The sequence below is a fragment of the Rhodococcus sp. NPDC127527 genome (assembly GCF_042672245.1).
Taxonomy (GTDB): domain Bacteria; phylum Actinomycetota; class Actinomycetes; order Mycobacteriales; family Mycobacteriaceae; genus Rhodococcus_G.
Genome location: NZ_JBHXVP010000011.1, coordinates 156281 through 178584 on the forward strand (window position 1 = coordinate 156281; position 22304 = coordinate 178584).

The 22304-nt window shown below is 66.7% G+C and carries 18 protein-coding genes and 1 pseudogene; 13 read left to right on the top strand and 6 right to left on the bottom strand.

The annotated features are described in order from the left end of the window. Positions 1-75 precede the first annotated feature (75 nt). Positions 76-483 (top strand): YciI family protein, encoded by a 408-nt coding sequence (locus tag ACFVH2_RS18680; RefSeq protein ID WP_378426042.1) that lies wholly within the window; start codon positions 76-78, stop codon positions 481-483. Positions 484-489: 6 nt separating this feature from the next. After that, a complete protein-coding gene (locus ACFVH2_RS18685; RefSeq protein WP_378426040.1) occupies positions 490-1635 on the top strand; it encodes an RNA polymerase sigma factor in 1146 nt (381 codons plus the stop codon). 28 nt (positions 1636-1663) lie between these two features. Here the strand turns inward: ACFVH2_RS18685 and ACFVH2_RS18690 are convergent, their stop codons facing one another. From ACFVH2_RS18690 to ACFVH2_RS18705, 4 genes are read right to left on the bottom strand one after another with little or no spacing between them, the layout of a single operon-like run. Beyond that, positions 1664-2635, bottom strand: coding sequence for a diiron oxygenase (locus ACFVH2_RS18690; RefSeq protein WP_378426038.1), 972 nt, complete (start codon positions 2633-2635; stop codon positions 1664-1666). Then, on the bottom strand, positions 2632-3522 hold the full coding sequence (locus ACFVH2_RS18695) for a prephenate dehydrogenase/arogenate dehydrogenase family protein (RefSeq protein ID WP_378426037.1): 891 nt from the start codon (positions 3520-3522) through the stop codon (positions 2632-2634). Before ACFVH2_RS18695 ends, ACFVH2_RS18690 begins: the two co-directional genes overlap by 4 nt. Further along, on the bottom strand, positions 3519-5633 hold the full coding sequence (pabB, locus tag ACFVH2_RS18700) for an aminodeoxychorismate synthase component I (RefSeq protein ID WP_378426035.1): 2115 nt from the start codon (positions 5631-5633) through the stop codon (positions 3519-3521). Before pabB ends, ACFVH2_RS18695 begins: the two co-directional genes overlap by 4 nt. A 10-nt stretch (positions 5634-5643) precedes the next feature. After that, positions 5644-6036: a chorismate mutase family protein gene (locus tag ACFVH2_RS18705; protein ID WP_378426033.1), complete on the bottom strand. Its 393-nt coding sequence runs from the start codon at positions 6034-6036 to the stop codon at positions 5644-5646. Positions 6037-6399: 363 nt separating this feature from the next. On the opposite strand from ACFVH2_RS18705, the gene ACFVH2_RS18710 reads away from it, so the two are divergent. The 7 genes and pseudogenes from ACFVH2_RS18710 (at position 6400) to ACFVH2_RS18740 (ending at position 12382) form a co-directional block, all read left to right on the top strand. Beyond that, on the top strand, positions 6400-6672 hold the full coding sequence (locus tag ACFVH2_RS18710; protein WP_378426032.1) for a hypothetical protein: 273 nt from the start codon (positions 6400-6402) through the stop codon (positions 6670-6672). Beyond that, a complete protein-coding gene (locus ACFVH2_RS18715) occupies positions 6669-7703 on the top strand; it encodes a HoxN/HupN/NixA family nickel/cobalt transporter (RefSeq protein ID WP_378426030.1) in 1035 nt (344 codons plus the stop codon). The genes ACFVH2_RS18710 and ACFVH2_RS18715 overlap by 4 nt, the downstream gene beginning before the upstream one ends. Before the next feature lie 432 nt (positions 7704-8135). Next, entirely contained in the window at positions 8136-8315 is a 180-nt protein-coding gene (locus ACFVH2_RS18720) for a hypothetical protein (RefSeq protein ID WP_378426028.1), read from the top strand. A gap of 81 nt (positions 8316-8396) precedes the next feature. After that, positions 8397-8963 (top strand): SMI1/KNR4 family protein, encoded by a 567-nt coding sequence (locus tag ACFVH2_RS18725; protein WP_378426026.1) that lies wholly within the window; start codon positions 8397-8399, stop codon positions 8961-8963. Positions 8964-9251: 288 nt separating this feature from the next. Further along, entirely contained in the window at positions 9252-9674 is a 423-nt protein-coding gene (locus ACFVH2_RS18730; RefSeq protein WP_378426024.1) for a hypothetical protein, read from the top strand. An 87-nt stretch (positions 9675-9761) separates the two neighbouring features. Then, positions 9762-10631: pseudogene (locus tag ACFVH2_RS18735) on the top strand (IS5 family transposase). 473 nt (positions 10632-11104) lie between these two features. Further along, positions 11105-12382, top strand: a complete 1278-nt coding sequence (locus tag ACFVH2_RS18740; RefSeq protein WP_378426022.1) for a diaminopimelate decarboxylase family protein — start codon at positions 11105-11107, stop codon at positions 12380-12382. 353 nt (positions 12383-12735) lie between these two features. Here ACFVH2_RS18740 and ACFVH2_RS18745 read toward each other — a convergent pair whose 3' ends face one another. Both ACFVH2_RS18745 and ACFVH2_RS18750 read right to left on the bottom strand, forming a co-directional pair. Beyond that, on the bottom strand, positions 12736-14754 hold the full coding sequence (locus tag ACFVH2_RS18745; RefSeq protein ID WP_378426020.1) for a potassium transporter Kup: 2019 nt from the start codon (positions 14752-14754) through the stop codon (positions 12736-12738). A gap of 905 nt (positions 14755-15659) precedes the next feature. Next, positions 15660-16787 (bottom strand): DUF2254 domain-containing protein, encoded by a 1128-nt coding sequence (locus ACFVH2_RS18750; protein ID WP_378426018.1) that lies wholly within the window; start codon positions 16785-16787, stop codon positions 15660-15662. Between the two features lie 632 nt (positions 16788-17419). On the opposite strand from ACFVH2_RS18750, the gene kdpF reads away from it, so the two are divergent. The 4 genes from kdpF to ACFVH2_RS18770 are packed head-to-tail and all read left to right on the top strand — an operon-like array spanning position 17420 to position 22293. Next, positions 17420-17509, top strand: a complete 90-nt coding sequence (kdpF, locus tag ACFVH2_RS18755; RefSeq protein ID WP_378426016.1) for a K(+)-transporting ATPase subunit F — start codon at positions 17420-17422, stop codon at positions 17507-17509. Then, the gene (gene kdpA, locus ACFVH2_RS18760; protein WP_378426014.1) at positions 17509-19203 is read left to right on the top strand and encodes a potassium-transporting ATPase subunit KdpA; all 1695 of its coding nucleotides are present in this window, start codon (positions 17509-17511) and stop codon (positions 19201-19203) included. The genes kdpF and kdpA overlap by 1 nt, the downstream gene beginning before the upstream one ends. Next, on the top strand, positions 19203-21356 hold the full coding sequence (kdpB, locus tag ACFVH2_RS18765; RefSeq protein ID WP_378426012.1) for a potassium-transporting ATPase subunit KdpB: 2154 nt from the start codon (positions 19203-19205) through the stop codon (positions 21354-21356). The genes kdpA and kdpB overlap by 1 nt, the downstream gene beginning before the upstream one ends. Before the next feature lies 1 nt (position 21357). Next, on the top strand, positions 21358-22293 hold the full coding sequence (locus ACFVH2_RS18770) for a potassium-transporting ATPase subunit C (protein ID WP_378426010.1): 936 nt from the start codon (positions 21358-21360) through the stop codon (positions 22291-22293). The last annotated feature ends 11 nt before the right edge of the window (positions 22294-22304 follow it).

Consider the following 22304-nt stretch of genomic DNA (forward strand, 5'->3'; position numbering starts at 1 on the left):
TCGAGAACCGGATCGTGGCTCCGTCCCCGTAGTGAATGCGGCCAGAATGGGCCGTACCTCACCTAGGAGAACACGATGGCCAAGTACCTGTTGCTCAAGCACTACCGGGGCGCACCGACGGCGGTCAACGACGTGCCGATGGACGAGTGGACCCAGGAAGAGATCACGGCACACGTGCAGTACATGCAGGATTTCGCCGATCGGCTCGAGGGTACCGGCGAGTTCGTCGACGGGCAGGCGCTCTCCCAGGAGGGCACCTTCGTCCGCTACGACGGCGAGGGTCGGCCACCGGTCACCGACGGCCCCTTCGCGGAGACCAAGGATCTGATCGCCGGCTGGATGGTGATCGACGTCGAGACCTACGACCGGGCACTAGCGCTGGCCGGTGAGCTGTCCGCGGCTCCGGGTGCGGGTGGCAAGCCGATCCACGAGTGGCTCGAGGTGCGCCCCTTCCTGTCTGCGCCCCCGACCGTCACGGACTGACGCATCGTGGACGAGGCCGTGCTGCGGACCCTCACTCCCGCTGCGATCGGCGTCCTCGTCCGCCGCGGAGCTGATTTCGCGGCGGCCGAGGACGCCGTGCAGGACGCCCTGGTGGAGGCGGTGCGCGGATGGCCGGACGACCCGCCGCGGGATCCCAAGGGCTGGCTGGTCGCCGTGGCCTGGCGCAAGTTTCTCGACGCCACCCGCGCCGACACCTCGCGCCGTCGGCGCGAGGTGCTCGTCGACGCGGAACCCCTGCCCGGACCGGGTGAGACCGCGGACGACACACTCCAGCTGTACTTCCTGTGCGCGCACCCCTCGCTGACGCCTGCGTCCGCGGTCGCACTCACCCTCCGCGCGGTCGGCGGCGTGACCACGCGGCAGATCGCGCAGGCGTATCTCGTGCCCGAGTCGACGATGGCGCAGCGAATCAGCCGGGCCAAGCGGACCGTCTCCGGGGTGCGGTTCGACCAACCCGGTGACGTCGCCACGGTGCTGCGCGTGCTCTACCTCGTCTTCAACGAGGGCTACTCAGGAGACATCGACCTCGCGGCCGAGGCGATCCGACTCACCCGCGAACTGGCGGCCAGAACCCGACACGAGGAGGTGGCCGGCCTGCTGGCGCTCATGCTGCTCCATCACGCTCGGCGTCCGGCACGGACTCGGCCGGACGGCAGCCTCGTGCCCCTCGCCGAGCAGGACCGTAGCCTGTGGGACGCCCGCCTGATCGCCGAGGGCGTCGACGTGCTCCAGGCGGCTCTCGCCCGCGACCGGTTGGGCGAGTTCCAGGCCCAGGCCGCCATCGCCGCGCTCCACGCCGACGCCTGCACGGCCGACGAGACCGACTGGGTACAGATCGTCGAGTGGTACGACGAACTGGTGCGGCTCACCGACAGCCCGGTGGCCCGCCTCAATCGAGCCGTCGCGGTCGGCGAGGCCGACGGCCCACGCGCCGGGCTGGCCGCACTGGCGGGGGTGGATCCCTCCCTGCCCCGCTACACCGCCGTCACGGCCTATCTGCGCGAGCGGGACGGAGACCCGGTGGCCGCGGCGCGGCTCTACGCGGACGCCGCCCGATCAGCGAGCAACCTCCCCGAGCGCGACCACCTCACGCGGCAGGCGGCACGGTTGAACGCGCAGCTGCGCAGTTGATCGGCAGCCACAGCGCTCCCGTCGGTCGTCACTCCCGCGGCGCGTCGGACCGCGGATCCGCCAGCTGTGCCCGTAGCCGGTCGATCGCGCTGCAGTCCTGCACCAGGCGGCCGTCACCGGGTCCGGCGGCCACGTCCCGCAGCATCGCGTCCGCACCCGCGACGCCCACCTCCGCCAGGATCGCCGACCACACCGAGTAGTCGGTGCCGGTGAAGGCCGCCACACCGTCGGCCATGCCCGACAACAGGATGCGGCGGTCGTCGGGGTGCAGGCGGTCGTACACGAGCTTCACCAGTTCGGAGGTGACCGAGGCGTGCGCCCGCTCGTCGCGGCGGTGCAGCGCGACGGTCGCCTTGTTCACCGGTTGCACCGTCTCGTCGTCGGCGATCAGGCTCAGGTAGGCCCCGATCGACGTCTCCGCGACCGTGGTGAAGGCGAGGGTGACCAGTGCGGCCGCCCGCGGATCGTCCTGGGCCGCCACCGCTTCGCGGCCGCGCACCACGGTCAGACTCGTCGGCAATGCCCGCTCGGGTAGCGGCCACGGGCGCCTCCTGCGCGTCAGTGCGCTGGCGTTGAGGTGCATCAGCGTGTGGTACTGCTCGTCGACCATCGCCTGCACCACCGACGCCCGCGCCGTGTCCCCGAGCCCGGTGTGCAGCGAATCCTCCAGCAACAGTTGGAAGCCGGGGTTGACCACGTGCTGCTCGATGTCGACGACGTTCTTGTTGTACGCGATCCAGGCCCACGCCCGGATCCGGTCTCTCGTCGCCTCGTCCAGTGCGAGGTAGGTCTCGTGGTCCCGGAACGGGACGAGTTCCTCGGCGTAGTCGGCCTTGGCCGGGTCGAAGACCTCGTCGAGGTCCGGCTCGGCCCGGCGGACGGTTGCCCGGCGCGGCCAGCTCCGGACCAGGCCGGCGATCACCGCGCTCTCCACGGGGTCGTCGGGGTCGAACTCGGGCAGCCGCGGGTTCTCCACGCCGGGTGCGGGGCGATCGTTCACGGCGTCCCTCCGCCCGCCGTGCGCGCGTCGACCGGCAGGGACTCGAACAGTCGCGCGCACAGGTCGCCGTAATGCCCATCGAGGTCACCCAACGGACCTCGCGCCTGCGTCATGAGGGCCGCGAACTCGGCCTCGGTGCCGGACTCGCACACCCGCGACAGGTGTGCCAGGCCCGCCGCCAACGCCGCCCTGGCCTCGCGGGCGAAGGGATTCGCCGCCTGCACGTCCCAGTACACCTCGGGCGTTCCGAGAGTGACCCGGGCGAGCAATGCCAGCAGCAGGGTGTGCGGCGGTGGCGCGGCGGCGTGCAGTTCCTCGGTCCCCGCGTCGAGTTCGCCCAGTGCGAGACCCGCCGCGAGCACCGACGCGTGCGTCAGCGCCTGTGTCGCCGCGCACAACCGATCGTGCTCGACCGCCGTCACCGGCACCACCGTCGCACCGCCGCACCGCAGCAGGTCGAGGAACCCCGCCACCGGGGGACCGTCGCGGTGGAGCACGACGAGTACCGGCCTGCCTGCCATACCGAGCGACGGCGCGAACATCGGATTGATCCCCACCGACGGCGTGTCCAGGTCGCGCATCCGCCCCGCGATGCGCGTCTTCACCGACAGCGTCTCGACCAGCAACGCCCCGGGGCGCAGTCGATCTCGAAGCACGGCGACCGCGGCGACGGCTACGGGTTCGGGCACCGCCAGCACCACCGTCTCGGCCTCTCGGAGCGCCGCGTCCACGGCGTGATCGGGCCGGGTGACGTCGAGGCCCGGCTCGTTCCGCGGATCCGCGACGACCACCCGTCTCCCGTCGGTGCGCAGCAGGTCGGCCAGCATCGCGCCGACCGCTCCACGGCCGCCGGCCACGACCGTCGACGCGAGCGGGTGCGTGGTCACGGCCCGGACCGTCCCCCCTGCTCGTCCGGCACACCGTCGTGCGGCGCGAGGCCGTCTGCGAGGGACAGGCAGCGCCGCATGGTCAGCGCCTTGACCATCGTCTCGTCGAACTCCTCGTCCACGTCTGACAACGCCACGATGGCGCCGCCGACCCCGAACGTGACCTCCTCGTCCGTGGCCACCATCGTCCGGATGACGATCGAGAAGTCCGCGGTGCCACTGAGCGAGAGATAGCCGATCGCCCCCGAGTAGACCCCGCGAGGCCCGTCCTCGAGTTTGTCGATGATCTCCATGGTGCGCACCTTCGGCGCCCCCGTCATCGACCCGCCGGGGAAGGTCGCCCGCAGGCAGTCCACCGGGGTGACGTCCGCGCGCATCGTGCCCCGCACGGTCGAGACCAGTTGGTGCACGGGCGCATACGTCTCGACGTCGAAGAGCTTCGGCACGTGCACCGAACCGGGCACGCACACCCGCGACAGGTCGTTGCGGACCAGGTCGACGATCATCAGGTTCTCCGCGCGGTCCTTCTCGCTCAACAGAAGTCCGCGGCGCAGGGCCTCGTCCTCGTCGGGTTCCGATGCTCGCGGCCGGGTTCCCTTGATCGGCTTCGACTCGACGGTCCGGTCCGATCCGATCCGCACGAATCGCTCGGGAGAGGCACTGAGCACGGAAGTTCCGGAGAACTGCAGGAGCGCGTTGTACGGGGTGGGGCTGATGTCGCGGAGGCAGGAGAACCCCTCGAGCGGGTCGACGGTCCGCTTGACCGTCGCCGCGTTGGTCAGGCACACCTCGTAGGACTCGCCCGACCGAATCTCGCTGAGACACTGCTCGATCAGGCCGAGGTACTTCGTGCGGGTGTGCCGGAAGTGGATGTCGATGTCGGCCTCCGCCGGGACCAGCGGTGGTGCCCACGGCGTCTCGACCGGAACCTCGTCGAGCGCCGTGATCGCCGCAGTCGTCTCCTGCATCCAGCGGTCACCGGCCGGATCGTCGGTGCCGTCGTCGAGGACCAGCAGGTGGCAGCACCCGGATGCGTGATCGAACACCAGCGCCCGATCGGCGAAGACGACGGCCGCATCCTCGCGCGTGGACCCGTGCACCAGCTGACCGCAGGTGTCGGCCTTGAGTTCGTAGCCGAGGTAGCCGACGTAGCCGAGGTTGAAGCCGAACGGCAGATCCAGGCGTGGCGCGACGACACGCTCACGCAGTTGCTCGTCGAGGTAGTCGAACAGGGTGGTGCGCAACTCGGCGGTGGGGTGTCCCTGGCGATGCACCCGAACCGTCGTCTCCGCGACCCGATAGGTGACGAACTCGGCACGCGGGCCTGAAGAATCGCCCATTACCGAGAACCGGGAGTCCGCGTCCGATGCGGAACTGCCATCCAGCCAGAAGCTGTTCGGTCCGGCGGCGAACAGCTTCTCGTACACCTCCCGCGGATCGACCGCACGATCGATGCGGGCACTGCGTACTCGGAAGCGGTGCCCCGACTCGCGCGATTCAGGCTGCGGCGCCGCAACGGGTCTGATCGGCTTCGAGGCGCGGACGGGTGTCAGGTCACGGAAGTTCGCCAGCAGCTCACGCCCGTGCTCGGTGCAGATCGACTCGGGGTGGAACTGCACCCCCCACAACGGCAACTCGCGGTGCCGGACCGCCATCAGCACGTGGTCGTCCGTCCAGGCCTCGGCGACGAGGTCCGGCGGCAACTCGTCGACGGCGAGCGAGTGGTACCGGACAACACGAAATGGTGACGGGATCCCGGCGAACAGTTCCGTGCCGGAATGCCGCACCGAACAGATCCGACCGTGCATGGGTTCCGGCGCGCTGGAAACCCGACCACCGAACAGGTGGCACAGTCCCTGATGGCCCAGGCACACCCCGAGTACGGGCAGTCCGGAGTCGGTGAAGGCGTTCCTGCCGATTCCGAAGTCCCGGCGCCGCTCGGGCCTGCCGGGGCCGGGGGAGACCACGATGTTGTCGAAGTCGGACAGCCGAACCGCCGACCAGTCGGCGTCGTTCTGGACGACCACGGGTTCGCGACCGTTCACTCCGGTCAGCAGGCTGTACAGGTTGTACGTGAACGAATCGTAGTTGTCGATCAGCAGCGTCCGCACGGCTCGGCCCTCAATCGCGTACGCGCATGCCGAGCGCGTCGGAGGACTCGGTCCCGTCGATGACGACGTCCTCGACGCGGCACGTCTCCGCGATGAGGAGGTCGTAGAGATTCCGCAGGAAGTCCGCCGACAGGTCGTGGCTGAGGGCGTAGGTCCGTGCGTGCTCGTGCACCGCGCCGACCCTGCGTGGCTGCATCATCGGGATCGCGTATCGCCGCTTGACCACAGCGATCCGGGTGCACACCTCGATCCGGGCGCGGACGCTGTCGAGCAACTCGTTGTCTATCCGGTCGAGTTCCGCGCGAAGGGACTCGAGTTCGCCCTCGGCGTGGACATCGGGGACAGCAGCAGCGGCAGCCGAGTCCGTCCTGTCGGCTCCGTTCCGGCCGGTCGTGTCGTCCATGCTCGGCACCGCCTTACATCGTCAGGGCCGACGCTCCTCCCGTGTCGAATCGGCGCCGGCCGAACTCCGTCAGCTGCCTTCGTCACTGCACCCCCAACTCGGTTCATGATCTCACGGCGTCGGGAGCGGAGCAGTTCATCGGGTGTTCACCAAGGTTACGATCCCGACTCGACAGCATCGGAGCCGCCGAGTGGAGACCCCGCCGAGTTGGTGACCCCGCCGAGATCTACGCGCGCTCGCAGCCACCGGCGATGCGTCGATCGGCTGGTCGATGCGTTGTACGCTGTTTGCGCGACCGATGTCTCCATCGCAACCGACGAGTCAATCCAACTCGGCCGCCAGACAATTCCGAGGCGAGAACTGATGTCCACGGCATCGAAGGTCTCCAGTGCCGGTCGCCGGCGAAACGTCGCGGGCATGGCACTGACGATCCTGACGCTGCACGTCATGGGGTGGGGAACGCTGCTGTTCCTCGTGGTGCCCGCTCACTACCAGTTCGACGGCGGGGCCTTCGGTGTCGGACTGGGAGCAACGGCGTACGCGCTGGGCATGCGCCACGCCTTCGACGCCTTCCCGTTGCATTTGTCTCGTGTTGCGAGTGGGCGTGCCATGCATGTCGCGGGGGTGGTGGCGTGAGTGTTCATGCGGGCGGCGGGATCCTGCGCTTCGCGTCGTCGGAGCGTCGGGAAAAGGCATCGCCGCGTCTTCGGCTGGGAATCACCTTCGGCGTTGTGGGAGCCCTCCACCTTGTCGGATTCGGCCTCGCTTTCAGCCAGGGCTTACGTGGCCTGGCAGGAGGCTTGACAATTGGGATGGTCGGAACCGCGTACCTCGCAGGCCTCAAGCACCAAGCCGATGCCGACCACATCAGTGCAATCGACAACGCCACCCGAAAGTTCATCGCAGACGGACGGCGCCCTGTCAGCGTCGGACTAGCGTTCAGCCTAGGCCACTCAACGATTGTCGCGGTCGCCTCACTGCTTGTCGTCCTAGGGGTGCGCGGCATGGATCGCACGTTCGAGGGCGAAAGCCCCGTCGCGGGTGTACTCGGGTTGACAGGATCGATGGTCGCAGGGTCGTTTCTGGTTCTCATCGGCTTGGTTAACACGGTCGTCCTACGGGGCATTCTGCGGGGCGGCGCCGGCAATGGCAGTGTGAGCTCGCCGCCGACGTTTGTCGGCCGGTTGATGGCTCGCCCGTTGGGCCGGGTCACCTATCCGCGCCATGTGTTTGTCATTGGGGCACTGTTTGGGCTCGGGTTCGACACGGCGAGTCTCATCGGACTGCTGGTTCTCGCGGGAACGAGCGCCGCCTCCGGAGTGGCGACGATATCGCTGCTAGCCCTGCCGGTGTGTTTCGCGGCTGGTATGACGTTGGGCGACTCTCTGAACGGCATCGCGATGATGCGGTTGTACTCATCAGCCAGTGATGGATCACGACGTCGGCGGAGTTTCAACGTGCTGATCACAACAATGTCGGTGGTGTCGGCGTTCGGTATTGGGATCACGATCCTAGTGTCTGCGGTCCGGGATGCGTTCGCATTGCATGACCCGGTGACAGGATTCTTTTCAGCGCTGAACCTGGAATACGTCGGGATCGCGATGATTGGCGCGTTTGGTGTCATGTGGATCGCGACGGAGGCGTCGGTCCGAAGAGCGGATCCGTGAGTCTGCTCTGCATCAGCCGCTCCGTCCCGTAGACGCTCAGCGGCCAGTTACACCGTGGGCGAGATGCGCTTATCTAGTTTGCGGAGGATGGAGAGACCGTTGGCAGAACCGATCCCACCTAGGCAGACTCCCAGCCTGCGGTCGTGATGACGTCGGCGGCTTGGCTGATGTCGGAGGCGGTCCCGGTGCTACCAGTCAGCCACTCCAGGACCCGACGCCCGGTGGGCGTTTATCGAGCCCCCGGTGCCGTCTGTCAGCGAACAGGGTGGACGTCCGTTCCGCAACAACCGCCGGGTCGTCGAGGGCATCGTCTACCGGTACGGGGTCGATGTGCCGTGCCGTGCCTGCCGAATTCGGGCCGTGGCAGACGATCTGGAAACGTCACCGCCGCTCAGCGGCCGGTGCGGGCATTCGACAGGCAGGATGGTCCCCATGAGCGCACACGCTGGCCTGCTCCTGGCGGTCGCGATCCCCGCCGGCGGCCTGGTCGTGTTCACGCTGGTCTTCTTCCTGCTCGGCCGCAGGATGCGGCGGCTGCGTCGCGAAGGTCGTGTCACGTACCCCGCGAAGACCGCGCCCGGCAGCAACGACTTCTCCAGCAACGCCGTGTGAGCCCCCCTGGAATCCGGAAGCTGGCCCGTGGGTGCCACTAGCGCTGGCACCCACGTGCCTTGGGAGTGAAAGGGCAAGCGCATGACGACACCTCGCGCCTGTCTCGACGCTGTTGCGGAGATATACACGGAACTTGATGCTTCTCTGGATTTGCGAGCCCCGCTGGCGGACACGAATCGTGACGCGATGCTCGCGTCGCTGGGATACGGGGTGGTGGACTGGCTCGTCGATCTGTGGCGAGTCGCCGACGGCGGGCCAGTCTACAGTCCGGTGTTCACACGGCCAGAATTCTTCACCGGTGCGGACTTCCTGTCCGTGTCGCAGTCCCTTGCGTTGCGCAATCGCCTGCGTGATATCGCGGGGAACTTCGCGGGCTGGCAGGAGTCGGCACCTCGCGATGGTCGGATCCGCGCGGGCTGGTTCCTCGACACGTGGGTGCCATTCGCAGCCTTTGGAGTGAGCACGATCGTCCTGTTCGCCGACTGCGACCCGGGCCCCGGGGGGGGCGAGATCGGTCAGGTGATCTCCTACGTGCATGACCCCGACCAGATCCTGTTGGTGGCACTCGATGGTGAGGCGTATCTTGACGCATCGCTCACGTGGTTCCGCGATCAAGCAGAAGAGTTCGTCCCCGAACCTGAAGATTGAGACGCTTCTTCGCCCTATGGCGTGTCTCCCAACCGGGCAGGGTTCAGGTGGGTTGCCTGAGGCGTGTCGCGGTTTCAGTTGCTCTCGGATGCCCCAGACTGGTGCACCGACCGGGCCCGTCCGCGACCGCAGACGGCGACCCCATCGGGACGGGGCGATGCGACGGAGGTCGGGACTGGCCGCGCCGTACCATCGCAGTGAGCGCGAAGCGCCAAGCCGAGATTCCGGCACCGGCGTGAGGGAGGGGCCAGGATGTTCGGTTGGAAGAAGAAGCGCAAAGATTCGAAGATGACGCTCGACGATGTGATGTCGAAGCTCAGGCCTGACCTGAGTCGGGAATCGCTCGGCGTCGGGCCCGACTTCCCGGGCGTCGCCCCGAACCCGGTCATGAGCAGTGATGCACGCAAGCGCAATGCGGAACTGCGTACGGGGGCGCTTGCGCTCGGCGTTCTCGTCGACTGGCGGGAGGTCAACAGCAATCCACGCGTGGTCCTGATGCTCGACGTGGAGACCGCCGACGGCATCTCGTTCCGCGGTATCGCAGACGAAAGCCTCACGATCACCCAGCTCACCCGACTCGCCCCAGGACAGACGTTGCCCGTGCGCTACCGGCCGGCCGTCATGGACCACTACATCGCCCTTGCCCGGGACGCGGACCCCGCCCACGTGCAGCAGCTCTCTGACGAGATCGCGAGCCGCAAGCGGACCTGACCCGAAGCCATTGGCCGGATCCCTAGGACGTGTCTGGCGAAGGTTGAGCGTTCTGGCTGGAACTCTGGTCCCGTATCGCGTTTTCAGTTGCTCTCGGATGCCCCGTGGTCGTTGATCGAGGGGATGCTCCCGAAGCCGACGGGACGTCCGAGCAGGAAGTTCTCGGATGCGCGGTTGATGGTCGAGGGGATCAGCTACCGCTATCGGTGCGGGATCGCGTGGCGTGATCTTCCCGAGTCGTTCGGGCCGTGGCAGACGGTGTGGACGTGGCATCACCGGATGGCTGTCGAGGGCACCTGGGACAAGGTGCTGGCGACGCTCACCGCGCAGGCGGACGCGGAGGGGCTGATCGATTGGTCGCTGTCGGTGGACTCGACGATCACTCGCGCGCATCAGCATGCGACGAACACGATCCGCCCCACAAGGGGATGGGTCGAACTAGACGAATCCAGCGGTCGAGCCGCCTGATCACGGGATCGGCCGCTCGCGGGGTGGGTTGTCGACGAAGATCCATCAGCTCGTCGATGGCAACGGGCTGCCTCTGATCACTCCCGGCCAGGCCGGGGATCTCCGATGCTGTTGCCGCTTCTGGAGCAGTTGCGCGTCGGACGGCAGATCGGGCGACCGCGCACGAGACCGGATGCGGTCCGCGGAGACAAGGCGTACTCGTCCCGCGTGATCCGGAAGCATCTGCGCGAGCGTGGCATCAAGGCCGTCATCCCTGAACCCAGAGACCAGCAGGGGCGCCGCAAACGTCGCGGCTCACGCGGTGGCAGGCCTGTCGGGCTCGACGCCGCCGATTACAAGAACCGCAACGTGATCGAACGCCGGTTCTGCCACACCAAGCAATGGCGAGGCCTCGCCACCCGCTACGACAAACACGCGATCGTCTACCGAGCTGCCGTTCTCATCCACGCCGCAATCGCCTGGACCCACGCTTTGTCAGACACGCCCTAGGCGGAAGCTGGGACGACATCGAGCAGGCCTACTACGGCGACCTGATCTCCGACGACGAGTTCACCCGCTCGTCGAACGGAACAAGACACGGCTCGACGAGGCAGTGCGTATGACGACAGGCGGACGCAGAAAGCAGCGAAACTGATCGACGCGGCAGCTCCGTACGATTCCGAACGAGTACCTTCCCGCCCGACTCGCGGATATGGGACCTAGCCGCCGTCGAAGCCACTCATCACGCATGGTGGGATGCTTCGAACCGTGACTCGATAGTTGGGTACAGGGTTGGGCGTCGACCGACCTCTCCCGCCGGGTCCCGTATCCAGAGAATCAAGAACAGCGTGAGCGCCATCAGGAAGTTGTCAGGGGTCGGTGCGCCTGGCGGGCGTGGGTGCAGTCTCGAATTGTGAGCTGCGCGATTCAGCGACGTGACCAGATTCGTCGCCGCAATGCAGCTGGTCGCTGAGGAGTTGGCGATGGCATTGCTCGACTTTTTGCCCTCCCCAAGGGAGGTCATGCACCCGCACCTGGACCCCCTGGTGTGGCCGCACGGTGCCCACCACGACGCGCGCGGACGGCTCGTCATCTCGGGCGTCGCGCTCACTGACATCGCCGACGAGTACGGCACTCCGACATACGTCATAGACGAAATAGATGTGAGCCGCCGCGCGGACGCCTACCGCGAGGCGCTGCCTGATACGCGGATCACCTATCCCGGCAATGCCGCACTGGTGCGCGGCATTGCCGGGTGGGCCAAGGCAGAAGGTATGGCGATCGACATCGGCTCTGCGGGCGAACTCGCCGCGGCCGTTGCCGCGGGGGTCGATCCCACACGCATGATCCTGCACGGGAGCTCGCCGACCCCAGGCGAGCTTCGTGCGGCACTGTCCGCCGGAGTCGGACGGATGGTGGTGGCCTCCAATGACGAGATCACCAGGCTCGCTGGTCTGCTCGATCGCCGGCAAACTGTGCTCGTCGGCATCGTCGCGGACGTCGACCTGTTCGGACGCCCGGTCGCCGACGTCGATTCGAAATCCGGGTTCCGCATCTCCAATGGCCGGGCGGACCGGGCCGTGGCCCGTGTCGTGAGCCAGCACAGGTTCGACATGATCGGGTTGTACTGCGACGTCAGGGCCACCACAGCCGATGTCCAGCATTGGCGGACCGCGGCGGGCTGCCTGGTCGCACAGATGAACCAGGTCCTCGAACAACACGGCGTCCTTCTCTCCGAGTTGCACTTCGGTGCAGGTCACGCGACGCCGAGCGCCCAAGCACCGAATCTGAGAGAACTGGCCGAAGCCGTCGACGACGTGATCGACAACTCCTGTGCCGAATTCCGGTTGCCCCGGCCCGGGATCGTCCTCGAACCCGGGCGCGCCGTGGTCGCGCCGTCGGGGGTCACGCTGTTCCGGGTGGCCGGGGTGAGCCGGACACCGGGCGGCCGCAGCGTTGTGTCGATCACCGCGCGCATGACTGCAAACCTGCGGCAGACGCTGCAGTCCGCGAAACACGCGGTGGTACTGGCGAACCGGTATTCCCACGGACGGCTCGAGCAGGTTACCGTGACGGGCATTCAGCGCGCGGCAAGAGACGAGGTCGCCACCGGCATGCAACTGCCCAGCGACGTGCGTGCGGGCGATCTGCTCGCGGTGGCGTGCACCAACGCCTATGACGAGGTGGGGCGTGCGCACGTTGTCGCGGTCTGCGACGGCTACACCCGAATCTTGGCGCGACTCGACTTGGGTGAGATCTAGTCCCTCCGCGAGCGCATCCAACGACAACGCCGCAAGGCCGCCAACGGCGGTCAGCCGATGCGCGTCGCCACGGCCGCTCACGATGTACACGACGATCGGCGGTCTGGTCGACCGACTTCACCTCGCCCGAGGTTGATGCCACGTTCTTGATTGAACGCGCTCGCGATCCGCGCGAGGTTTGCTCACTCCAGGTCGATCAGCCACACCATTCGTCGGGAATTCGTCTGCAGCCATGGCGGTTCCGTAGCTGCCCCGTTGTGGCCCGCAGCATGCCCCCCCCCGAATCAGGAAGTACTCACGTCCCGGTGGTCGCCGATGTCAGGGTTTCGTGTCTGCGTGTCGATCCGCGAGGCCTACACCTCGATCCGCGAACCGATGATCACGGTCCGGTCACCGGGCAGACCGAAGAACTCCGCGGCATCGGCAGTGATATGCGACGTCGCGATGAACAGACGCTTGCGCCACGGCGCCATCGTCGGCGCCGTCCCCTTCTTCAGTTCGATCTTCGACAGGAAGTAGGAGGCGTCGTCGATGGCGATCGGACCCTCGGTCTGCCCGGGGTCGAGCAGGCGCAGCGCGTCCGGGACGTTCGGCTTCTCCATGTACCCGAAGTGTGCGGTCAGGTGGATGATGCCGTCCTCGGCATGGCCGAGATCGTCGACCTCGGTGCGTTCCTCGTCCGGCACCCGAGGGACCGGCAGTGTATCGATCGACATGATCACCACGTGGTCGTGCAGTACTCGGTTGTGTTCGACATTGGCCCGCATCGCCAGTGGCGCGGTCTGGTTGCCTCGGTTGAGAAACACCGCGGTGCCGGGGACCCGCAGCAGCGGCGGTCGGTGCTGATCGAGCTGGTCGACGAACTCACGCAGCGGCCCCTCCGCACGCTCTCGCGCGAGGGTGACGATGCCGCGCCCGCGCTGCCAGGTGAGCATCACGGTGAACGCCGCGACGCCGATCAGCAGCGGCAGCCATGCCCCGTGGACCAACTTGGTGAGGTTCGCCGCCAGGAACATCAGGTCAACCGTCAACAAGAACCCGGCGCCGACCAGGACCAGCCACAGTGGGGTGTGCCATCGGGTCCGGGCGATGTAGAAGAACAGCAGCGTGGTGATCGAGATCGTGGCCGTCACCGCCATGCCGAACGCGTACGCCAACGCCGCCGAGCTGCGGAAGGCGAACACCAGGGTGAGGACCGACACCATCAGGACCCAGTTGATCCAGGGCACGTATATCTGGCCGATCGTCGACTCCGAGGTGTGCGCCACCCGCAGTCTCGGCAGGTAGCCGAGCTGGGCGGCCTGCGACGCCACCGAGTAGGCGCCGGTGATCACGGCCTGGGAGGCGATCACCGTGGCCGCGGTGGCCAGCAGCACCATCGGCAGGCGCGCCCAATCAGGAGGGAGCAGGAAAAACGGACTGCTCACCTTGGTCTCGTCGCCGAGCACGAGCGCGCCCTGCCCGAAGTAGCTGAGTACGCAGGCCGGCAGGACGAGCAACAGCCAGCCGCGGGTGATCACCCTTCGGCCGAAGTGGCCCATGTCGGCGTAGAGCGCTTCCGCGCCGGTGACCGCCAGTACGACCGCGGCCAGCGCGAAGAAGGCAATTCCGAAGTGCCCGAACATGAAACTCACCGCGTAGGTCGGCGACAGCGCCTTCAGGATCTCCGGGTGCCGGGCGATTCCGGCCGCACCACAGGCACCGATCGAGACGAACCAGACGATCATCACCGGCCCGAAGAACCGCCCGACTACGGCCGTGCCCCGGCGTTGCACCAGGAAGAGCAGCACGATGATCACCGCGGTGATCGGCACGATGAATTCTCCCATCCGCGGCTCGACGACCTTCACGCCTTCGACGGCGGACAGCACCGAGATCGCGGGGGTGATCATGCTGTCGCCGAAGAACAGTGCGGCACCGAAGATGCCGAGTCCGGACAGCACCGCGGCGACCCGTCGGTGCCGCGCCCCGCCCAGTCGCCGCAAGAGCGTGATCAGTGCCATGATGCCGCCCTCGCCATCGTTGTCGGCACGCATGACGAGCGAGACGTAGGTAAGGGTGACGATGATCATCACCGACCAGAAGACGAGCGAGACGACGCCGTACACGTTGTCCGTGCTGATCGGAACGGGATGCGGGTCGTCCGGGTTGAACACCGTCTGAATGGTGTAGATCGGGCTGGTGCCGATGTCGCCGAACACGACGCCCAGCGCGCCGACGACTACGGCGGCCCGAACCGCATCGCGGCCGTCGACCGCGCGAGTTGGCGACGGAGTTTCGGGGTTGATGCGCACGGCGTGCTCCTCGCTCGCGGAATCGCCTCCTATCCTGCCGTGTCTTGGATCCGATCGGCGGGAAACGGGCGTAGACATCGCTGCCGATCAGGATGTCGGAAACGGCGGCCAGGGTGGTCCGGTGGGCGGCAATGGGGCAGCCCGTGGCCGCAAAATGGCAAGGCGAGTCGCGGTCGCGTGTCAAGAAGTCGTCAGCAGCAGCCGTCGTTGCGTATGTGTTTCGTCAGGCTGCTGGGCCCACCTCTCGCCGCGCGTGATGCTTGGGACAGGCGGGTGCAACAGCCCCGCCGGTGCACGGCTGCCTTTCGGTTTCCACGTCGGTCCACCACGTGGTCCGACTGGCGGCGCACCACCCTCACGGGATGGCAAGTCTTCCCGGCTAAACCGATTCCAATCGAAGGAGTACTTTCATGGGTTCGTCAGCAACCGAGCTCGGTCAGGTCGCCGCCGTTGCCGGCCTCGTATCGGCCGTCGTGACGGTGGTCGGCGCAGTCGCCGGAGTCGCTTCCCTCTCGGCGTAAACCGCACTCTGGCATACGAGTTCGGGGATCGGGGCCTTACGTCAGCCCCGATCCTCGGGTCGGGGAGCGGCCGCGGCGGATCAGGCGCCCGCGATCAGCTCGAGTCCTGCTCACTCCCGATCGCCCAGTTGCACCACTCGTCAAGAACTCGTTTGAGTCCTGGTCGTGCCGTATTCGTCCTGTCTGGGCTCGTGGTCCGGCCGGTGCCGCGGGGGATACTTGTGGCAGGCAGGTGTGACAGCCCTTCCGAGGGCGCGATTGTTCCCCGGCTGTTCCAGCGTCGGTGAACCATCCCACGTTCGACGGGCTGCGGACCACGCTCGTCAAGAAGGCGATTCGTCATGGTCGACGTGCTTGTGATCCTCGGGGGTTTGCGGGCTGCGCCCTCGTGCTGCGCTGGCTTCAATTGAGACTGACCCGATGACCGCGACAGCGTGACTGCCCTTCGACTCCTCGTGCGTGTCAGTCACTGTCTTCGTCCGCATCAGAATGGCCGTTGAGGTCCAGCAGCGCTTTGTAGCGGCGGTCGACGTCGTCGCGGTCGGCCTTCTCCGCGACGGTGGCGAGGTTCGCGCGGTGGATCATCGCGGCTTGATCAAGGAGCACCTGGCGCCGTTCGGGGATGGTCGTCTGCTCGAAGATCTTCGTGAGGGCATCGAGCTGCCTGATCATGACTGCGGGCATCCCCCCGCTGGTTTCGCGAATCTTCTCGAAGGCGCGCTGGACGAGCCGGTCGTAGCCGGGCTGGTAGGCGATGAGGCGAATGCGTCCGCGGCGGTCTCGGCGAATCTGCTGTGGGTGCCAGCCTGTGGTGATCCGGCACAGGCCGTCACTCAACCAGTCGATGCAGGTCAGTGCGGTGAAGGTGTCGTTGACGGCGGGGGAGAGCGCACGGAGCGCAATCTCGACGAGCTGGTCGACGGCGAACGACACATCCTGGGTCAAGGTGCGGTACGGCCCTGTGACGTGCCCGCGCCTCAGGTGTTCGCCGACTCGCTCGGCGGCTTCGGCCGGCCACACGTGGGCGAGGACGTGGCCTCGGACGAGGAAGTGGCCAGGCCGGTATGGCAGGTGAATGACCGCATCGGCGTCTGCAGCAATCCGGACCAGTGTCTCGTGCCGGATGAACTGGAGATACCCGCTGTGCGCGGTGTGGATGTCGGCCCCGGTTGCATCGATCCGCGCCAGGAGTTCCTCGCTGGACGGGCCGCTCTCGCGTTGAGTCGCAGTGCCACGTTGATCGCCGCCCTGCTTGTCGATCGCTCTGGACAGATCCCCTGCGATGCCCGCCATCACCTGGGGAAGCTGAATGGTGGTGGCGATGTGGTTGATGAAATAGATCAGAACGGCGAGATCGCCAACCGTGAGCGCGAGCGATGTCGTGATGGACACGTGCGGCACAAAGTCGCCATGCGGCCCCGGACTGATCGACACCAACACCATCACCGTGTACAGGAACGTCGCCACGAAGGTGCCCAAAGTCAGCTGCGTTCCCCGGTCGCGGATGAAGTTGCGCAGCATCCTGGGCCCGAACTGAGTCGAGGCGAGGGTCAACGCGACGATCGTGATCGAGAACACGATACCGACCACGGTGATGATCGCCGCCGCGATCGTGGTCAGGATCTGCCGGGCCGCGTCCGCGCGTTCCCGCTCAACACCCAGGACGGCAATGCGATGTGTCCGGCATAGGCCGCTCGGTCAAGTCCGTGCGTCGCAGCGAACACCCCGACGGCGATGATCGCCTCGATTGCCGGCACCATCCACAGGTTTGTGCGCAGCGCCTCCCGCCGCCAGTCGGCTTCCAGATAGGCCCCGCCGACTGTCGGACGTAGCCGCAAGAATCTCCGCATCGGACGCCCAACGGGTCGAGAGAGGACGAGCCATCGCTCGAACTCCCAGCAACACCTGTTCGGTGAGCCTAACGCCGAGCAGTGCTGCTACGCGGCAAGTCCGCCGGCCGCTGGGTGTAAGCGGGCCGTTAGGGCGTGTCCCTCTTACGCTAAGGACACGTCAAGAAGTGTCTGTGTCGGTTCCCTAAGAGTTGACTCGAATTGAGCGTCCAACCCGCCGCAGCGCACACCTCACAGATCGGAAGGTCACCGACGGGCGGAACCCATCACAGCTTCACCCTAGGAGCGAGAGATGTCGGTACTGGTGTTCATCGCACTGACCGTGGCGGTCTTCGCCCTGCTCGGCGTGGTCCAGAGGGCGGTGGAGCGGTTGTGAACGTGGACAACATCGTCGGCCTCGTCCTGGCCGTGTCCCTCGCGGTGTTCCTCGTGGCGGCCCTGCTGTTCCCCGAGAGGTTCTAGTGAGTACCACGACCGCGGCGATCCTGTTCACCGGAACCCTCGTACTCGCGCTGGTCCTGGTGCACCGGCCGCTCGGCGACTACATGTACCGGGTCTACAGCGGCACCAAGCACTCTCGCGTGGAGCGCAGGATCTACCGGCTCATCGGTGCCGACCCGGGTGTCGAGCAGACGTGGCCCGTCTATGCCCGCAGTGTGCTGGCGTTCTCGGCGATCAGCATCCTGTTCCTGTTCGGGTTCCAGCTCATCCAGCAGCACCTGTGGCTGCACTTGACAGATCCGTCCACTCCGATGACCCCGGACCTGGCGTGGAACACCGCGATCAGCTTCGTCACCAACACCAACTGGCAGTCCTACGCGGGCGAATCCACGATGGGACATTTAGTCCAGATGTCGGGCCTGACGGTGCAGAACTTCGTCTCGCCCGCGGTCGGGATGGCGGTCGCGATCGCCCTGGTCCGCGGCTTTGCCCGCACGCGCACCGGCGATCTCGGCAACTTCTGGGTCGACCTCGTCCGCGGCACGCTCCGCATCCTGCTGCCGATCGCCTTCGTCGTCGCGATCGTGTTCGTCGCGGGGGGCGTGATCGAGAACTTCGACTTGAACTCCCAGATCGTGGACACGCTCGCGGGCTCCAAACAGACCATCACCGGCGGTCCGGTGGCCAGCCAGGAAGCCATCAAGATGCTCGGCACCAACGGCGGCGGCTTCTACAACACCAACTCCGCGCACCCCTTCGAAAATCCTGCAACCTGGACGAACTGGCTGCAGATCTTCCTGCTGCTCGCCATCAGTTTCTCGCTGCCGCGCACCTTCGGCCGGATGGTCGGCAGCAAGAAGCAGGGGTACGCGATCGCCGCGGTCATGGCGACCCTCGCCATCATCAGCGTGACGATCATGAGTCTCGTGCAGCTGCAGCACCACGGCACCGTGCCGACGGCGATCGGCTCGTCGATGGAGGGGGTGGAGCAGCGGTTCGGCGTCGCCAACTCCGCCGTTTTCGCGGACGCCACCACGCTCACCTCGACCGGTGCCGTCGACTCGGCGCACGACTCGTACACCAGCCTCGGTGGCATGATGGCGATGTTCAACATGCAGCTCGGCGAGGTCGCACCCGGTGGTGCCGGCTCCGGTCTGTACGGGATGCTCATCCTCGCGGTCTTGACGGTGTTCGTCGCGGGACTCATGGTCGGTCGCACTCCCGAGTACCTCGGCAAGAAGATCACCCCGCGCGAGATCAAGCTCGCCGCAGCATATTTCCTCACCACCCCGTTGATCGCGCTGGCCGGCACGGCAGTCGCGATGGGGACTTCCAGCGCGCGTGGCAGCACGGTGAACGGCATCAGCATCGGCATGTCGAACACCGGACCGCACGGACTGTCGGAGGTCCTCTACGCCTTCACCTCGGCAGCCAACAACAACGGGTCCGCCTTCGCAGGGCTCGGCACCAACGACACCTGGTGGAACACGGCGCTCGGGCTGGCCATGGTGTTCGGCCGGTTCCTGCCGATGATCTTCGTCCTCGCGCTGGCAGGCTCGCTCGCCAGGCAGGGCAGCACCCCGCACTCGATCGGCACACTGCCCACACACCGGCCTCAATTCGTCGGCATGGTCGCCGGCGTGACACTGATCCTGGTCGCCTTGACCTTCCTCCCCGCACTTGCGTTGGGGCCGTTGGCGGAAGGAATCCATTGATGACCACCAACACCACCTCCACTGTGCCCGAATATGCCACCGCAGCATCCGCCCAGCCTGTGCGCGTGCACGGCGGCCTGCTCGACCCGAGGATGTTCCTCAATGCGCTACCGGACGCCGTGCGCAAGCTGAATCCCCGCACGCTCTGGCGCAATCCGGTGATGTTCATCGTCGAGATCGGCGCGGTATGGGCGACCGTGCTGGCGATCAAGGATTCGTCCTGGTTCGCCTGGCTGATCGTCTTCTGGCTGTGGCTCACGGTCATCTTCGCGAACCTCGCGGAGGCCGTTGCCGAGGGCCGCGGCAAGGCACAGGCCGACACCCTCCGCAAGGCGAAGACCGACACTGTCGCCCGCCGGATCAGCGGCTGGCAACCCGGACACCCAGCGGCCGAGGACCCCGTGCCCGCGGGGCAGCTCCAGCTGGGTGACTTCGTTGTCGTCGAGGCCGGCGAAACCATCCCCGGCGACGGCGACGTCGTCGAAGGCATTGCCTCCGTGGACGAGTCGGCCATCACCGGCGAATCCGCTCCGGTCATCCGCGAGTCCGGCGGCGACCGGTCGGCGGTTACCGGCGGCACCCGGGTGCTCTCCGACCGAATCGTCGTCAAGATCACCCAGAAGCCCGGCGAGAGCTTCATCGACCGGATGATCGCATTGGTCGAGGGCGCCAACCGGCAGAAGACGCCGAACGAGATCGCCCTGAACATCCTGCTGGCCGCCCTGACGATCATCTTCGTCTTCGCGGTCACGACACTGCAGCCCCTAGCCATCTATTCCAAGGCGAACAACCCGGGCGTCCCCGACACCTCCGCCCTGGACATGAACGGCGTCACCGGCATCGTCATGGTGTCGCTACTGGTGTGTCTGATCCCGACCACCATCGGTGCCCTGCTGTCAGCGATCGGCATCGCGGGCATGGACCGCCTCGTACAACGCAATGTCCTGGCGATGTCGGGGAGAGCGGTCGAGGCCGCCGGCGACGTCAACACGCTTCTACTCGACAAGACCGGCACCATCACGCTGGGTAATCGGCAGGCATCGGCATTCATCCCGGTTCGCGGCGTGTCCGACGACCAGCTCGCCGATGCCGCGCAGTTGTCCAGCCTGGCGGACGAGACCCCCGAGGGTCGGTCGATCGTCGTCTACGCCAAACAGGCCCACGGACTGCGGGAGCGCACATCCGGCGAGTTGACCCACGCCACGTGGGTCGAGTTCTCCGCGCAGACTCGCATGTCCGGAGTCGACCTCGACGGCGACCACATGCTCCGCAAGGGCGCTGCCACCGCGGTCGCGGACTGGGTCCGCCATCACGGCGGCGAGGTGTCGGGCCAGCTCGGTCAGATCGTCGACGGAATCTCGGCGTCCGGAGGCACCCCATTGGTCGTCGGCGAGGTCGTCGACGGCCGGGCAGCGGTGCTCGGCGTCATCCATCTGAAGGACGTCGTCAAGCAAGGTATGCGCGAACGCTTCGACGAGATGCGCCGAATGGGGATCCGCACGGTGATGATCACCGGCGACAACCCGCTGACCGCCAAGGCGATTGCCGACGAAGCCGGAGTCGACGACTTCCTCGCCGAAGCGACACCGGAGGACAAGCTGACGCTGATCAAACGAGAGCAGGAAGGCGGCAAGCTCGTCGCGATGACCGGCGACGGCACCAACGACGCGCCCGCCCTCGCGCAGGCCGACGTCGGCGTCGCGATGAACACCGGTACATCGGCGGCCAAGGAAGCCGGCAACATGGTCGACCTCGACTCCGATCCGACCAAGCTCATCGAGATCGTCGAGATCGGCAAGCAGCTCCTGATCACCCGGGGCGCTCTGACGACCTTCTCGATCGCGAACGACATCGCCAAGTACTTCGCGATCATTCCGGCGATGTTCGTGGCGTTGTTCCCTGGGCTCGATCTACTGAACGTCATGCGGCTGCACAGCCCGCAGTCAGCGATTCTGTCCGCGGTCATCTTCAACGCGATCATCATCGTCGCGCTGATCCCGCTGTCGCTGCGAGGGGTGAAGTACACGCCGAGCAGCGCCTCCAAGCTGCTCAGCCGCAATCTCTACATCTACGGCCTCGGCGGCATCATCGCGCCGTTCATCGGCATCAAGCTCGTCGACCTGATCATCCAGTTCCTACCGGGGATGTCCTGACATGCGAACGTCAATCTGGATACGGCAACACGTGGCGGCCCTCCGAGCCCTGCTCGTACTGACCGTGATCACCGGCATCGCCTATCCGCTCGCCGTCTGGGCCGTGGCGGCGGCGCCGGGCCTGCACGACAAGGCTCAAGGCTCGATCGTCGAGGTCAACGGGAAGGCGGTCGGCAGCACCCTGATCGGCCAGTTGTTCACCGATTCCGACGGCAACCCTCTCAGGCAGTACTTTCAGAGCCGCCCGTCCGCGGCCGGCACCGGATACGACCCCACATCGACCAGCGCGAGCAACCTTGGGCCGGAGAGCATCCAAGACACACTCGGCGACCCCGCAATGCTCGCCCGGGGTGCCACGCCGGCCGATGCCGGATTCAAGGCCGGCCTCCTCACGACAGTGTGCTCCAACAGCCTGTCCGTCGGACGGCTCGAAAGCGTGGACGGCTCCCGGCCGTTCTGCACACCTGGCGGCGTCGGCGCCGTTCTGTCGGTGATCGGCCCCCGCGACTCGGGCGGGAACGTCGTTCATCCGACGCAGGTGATCAGCGTGAACGAGGAGTGCTCCACCGACCCGACGAAGCCCGTCGTGCCATTTGTGGAGACCTACGAGGGAGTCAACGTGGTCTGCGCCGAATACGGTGTCGACTACGCGGCCGGTCAGCTCGTGCCGATCCGCGGGGCGGCCCCGACGCACCCAGCCGTTCCCGCCGACGCCGTCACGTCCAGCGGCAGCGGCATCGATCCACACATCTCACCGGCGTACGCGGACCTCCAAGTCGCCCGGGTGGCGAGCGCCCGCGGAATCACCGCCGACCAGGTCCGCCGAGCGGTAGCGGACAACCAAGACGGTCGAGCCCTCGGATTCATCGGGGAACCGCGGGTCAATGTCCTCGAGCTCAACGTCGAGCTCGACCACAAGTACCCGGTCACGGGCTGACGAACCACGGA